The sequence below is a fragment of the Nocardiopsis synnemataformans genome, from assembly GCF_965343085.1.
In the GTDB taxonomy this organism is placed as follows: domain Bacteria; phylum Actinomycetota; class Actinomycetes; order Streptosporangiales; family Streptosporangiaceae; genus Nocardiopsis; species Nocardiopsis alborubida.
Window position 1 is genome coordinate 1 of the sequence record NZ_CBDRFA010000152.1, and the last position, 3,481, is coordinate 3,481.

Annotated in this window: 2 rRNA genes; both read left to right on the plus strand. The window is 56.8% G+C overall.

The features are described from left to right. Nucleotides 1-154 precede the first annotated feature (154 nt). Nucleotides 155-3,246 (plus strand): 23S ribosomal RNA (locus ACSIH6_RS39095). Nucleotides 3,247-3,339: 93 nt separating this feature from the next. Beyond that, a 5S ribosomal RNA gene (gene rrf / locus ACSIH6_RS39100) occupies nucleotides 3,340-3,455 on the plus strand. The last annotated feature ends 26 nt before the right edge of the window (nucleotides 3,456-3,481 follow it).

The window sequence follows — 3,481 nt, forward strand, 5'->3', positions numbered from 1 at the left end:
GGGGGGATGGGTGGCCGGTGTTGGTTCCCGCGGACCGCCTCTGAGAACTCTCGGTGTCGTCAGGACGAGGATCCTGGTGGTGTGAGTGGTGTTGGGGTGTGCGGTTGGTGTTTTGATTTGTGAATAGTGTGCGCGAGCATCTTATTATCTGTAGTGGCCAAGTGATAGTGGCACACGGTGGATGCCTTGGCACCAGGCGCCGATGAAGGACGTGGGAGGCCGCGATAGGCCACGGGGAGCTGTCAACCGAGCTGTGATCCGTGGGTGTCCGAATGGGGAAACCTAGCCCGAGTTGTGTCGGGTTGCCGCCACCTGAATGTATAGGGTGGTTGGTGGTGACGCGGGGAAGTGAAACATCTCAGTACCCGTAGGAAGAGTAAACAACAGTGATTCTCCTAGTAGTGGTGAGCGAACGGGGAAGAGGCTAAACCGTAGGCGTGTGATAGACGACAGTCGTTGCGTGTGCGGGGTTGTGGGGCGCATCTTTTCAGGTCTGTCGGCCTGGAGCGTTGATGTCGGTGGTAGTTGAAGCCGTTGGGAAGCGGCACCGTAGTGGGTGAGAGTCCCGTAGGCGAAGTTACCGGCTAGATGTTGGTGTGTTCCCGAGTAGCGCGGAGCCCGTGAAAGTCCGTGTGAATCTGGCAGGACCACCTGCTAAGCCAAAATACGTCCTGGTGACCGATAGTGCACTAGTACCGTGAGGGAAAGGTGAAAAGTGCCCCGGTGAGGGGTCGTGAAATAGTACCTGAAACCGTGTGCTGTCAAGCCGTCAGAGCTGAGCTTTGTGTTTGGTGATGGCGTGCCTTTTGAAGAATGAGCCTGCGAGTCATGGTGTGTGGCGAGGTTAACCCGGGTGGGGTAGCCGTAGGGAAACCGAGTCTGAATAGGGCGATTGAGTCGCATGCTGTGGACCCGAAGCGGAGTGATCTACCCATGTCCAGGGTGAAGCGGGGGTAAGACCTCGTGGAGGCCCGAACCCACCAGGGTTGAAAACCTGGGGGATGAGGTGTGGGTAGGGGTGAAAGGCCAATCAAACTCCGTGATAGCTGGTTCTCCCCGAAATGCATTTAGGTGCAGCGTCACGTGTTTCTTGCTGGAGGTAGAGCTACTGTTTGGCTGATGGGCCCGACAAGGTTACTGACGTCAGACAAACTCCGAATGCCGGTGAAGTGAAGCGTGGCAGTGAGACTGCGGGGGATAAGCTTCGTAGTCGAGAGGGAAACAGCCCAGATCATCAGCTAAGGCCCCTAAGCGTGTGCTAAGTGGGAAAGGTTGTGGAGTTGCTGAGACAACCAGGAGGTTGGCTTAGAAGCAGCCATCCTTTAAAGAGTGCGTAATAGCTCACTGGTCAAGTGGTTCTGCGCCGATAATGTAGCGGGGCTAAAGCACACCGCCGAAGCTGTGAAGCTCAGGACTTGTTCCTGGGTTGGTAGGGGAGCGTCGTGCGTCCGGTGAAGCTGCCGAGTGATCGTGTGGTGGAGGGCGTGCGAGTGAGAATGCAGGCATGAGTAGCGATAGCAGCGTGAGAAACGTTGCCGCCGATTGACTAAGGGTTCCTGGGGCAGGTTAATCCGCCCAGGGTGAGTCTGGACCTAAGGCGAGGCCGACAGGCGTAGTCGATGGATAACGGGTTGATATTCCCGTACCCGTGCACGAGCGTCCAGTGCTGAATCAGGTGATGCTAACCACGCTGGTGGTCTTGGGTCCCTTCGGGGAGCTGTGACTTACTGGTCTGGGAACCGAGCTTGTAGTAGGTAAGTGATGGGGTGACGCAGGAGGGTAGCTCTACCCGGCGGTGGTTGTCCGGGGGTAAGCGTGTAGGCCGGTGTGTTGGCAAATCCGCACACCATGGTGGCTGAGACGTGATGCCGAGCCGTTTTTGGTGAAGTGAGTGATCCCATGCTGTCGAGAAAAGCCTCTAGCGAGTTCGTGTGTGGCCAGTACCCTAAACCGACGCAGGTGGTCAGGTAGAGAATACCGAGGCGTTCGGGTGAACCATGGTTAAGGAACTCGGCAAATTGTCCCCGTAACTTTGGGAGAAGGGGAGCCCTGTCTGGTGAAGGATTTTGCATCTGGAGCTGGGTGGGGTCGCAGATAGCGGGGGGAAGCGACTGTTTATTAAAAACACAGGTCCGTGCGAAGTCGTAAGACGCTGTATACGGACTGACGCCTGCCCGGTGCTGGAACGTTAAGAGGACTGGTTAGCGGGGTTCGCCTTGCGAAGCTGGGAATCTAAGCGCCAGTAAACGGCGGTGGTAACTATAACCATCCTAAGGTAGCGAAATTCCTTGTCGGGTAAGTTCCGACCTGCACGAATGGCGTAACGACTTCCCCACTGTCTCAACCATGGGCCCGGTGAAATTGCACTACGAGTAAAGATGCTCGTTTCGCGCAGCAGGACGGAAAGACCCCGGGACCTTCACTATAGCTTGACATTGGTGTTTGGGATGGTTTGTGTAGGATAGGTGGGAGCCGGTGAAGCTGTCACGCTAGTGGCGGTGGAGGCGTTGGTGAAATACCACTCTGACTGTTTCGGGCATCTAACTTTGGACCGTGATCCGGTTCGGGGACAGTGTCTGGTGGGTAGTTTAACTGGGGCGGTTGCCTCCCAAAGAGTAACGGAGGCGCCCAAAGGTTCCCTCAGCCTGGTTGGTAATCAGGTGTTGAGTGTAAGTGCACAAGGGAGCTTGACTGTGAGACGGACGTGTCGAGCAGGAGCGAAAGCTGGGACTAGTGATCCGGCACCGGCGTGTGGAAGCGGTGTCGCTCAACGGCTAAAAGGTACCCCGGGGATAACAGGCTGATCTTCCCCAAGAGTCCATATCGACGGGATGGTTTGGCACCTCGATGTCGGCTCGTCGCATCCTGGGGCTGGAGTTGGTCCCAAGGGTTGGGCTGTTCGCCCATTAAAGCGGCACGCGAGCTGGGTTTAGAACGTCGTGAGACAGTTCGGTCCCTATCCGCTGTGCGCGTTGGAGACTTGAGAAGGGCTGTCCCTAGTACGAGAGGACCGGGACGGACGAACCTCTGGTGTGCCAGTTGTCCTGCCAAGGGCATGGCTGGTTGGCTACGTTCGGGAGGGATAACCGCTGAAAGCATCTAAGCGGGAAGCTTGCTTTGAGATGAGGTCTCCTGCCTCCTTGAGGGGGTAAGGCTCCCTATAGACGATGGGGTTGATAGGCCGGGTGTGGAAGCCTTGTGAGGGGTGGAGCTGACCGGTACTAATAGGCCGAGGGCTTGTCCGCTGCAGATAATTGGATGTTCGCGCACACTTTTCATGGATTTCCGCCGTGGATGACTCCCCTGTGTGGGTTGAGTTGTTTGGGGTGGTGTGGTTTCCGTGGTGGTTATTGCTGGAGGGTCACACCCGGTCTCTTTCCGAACCCGGTCGTTAAGTCTCTTTGCGCTGATGGTACTGCCCTGTGGTGGGGTGGGAGAGTAGGTCGCTGCCACGGTTTTTTGTGGGTGGGGGATCGCCTTG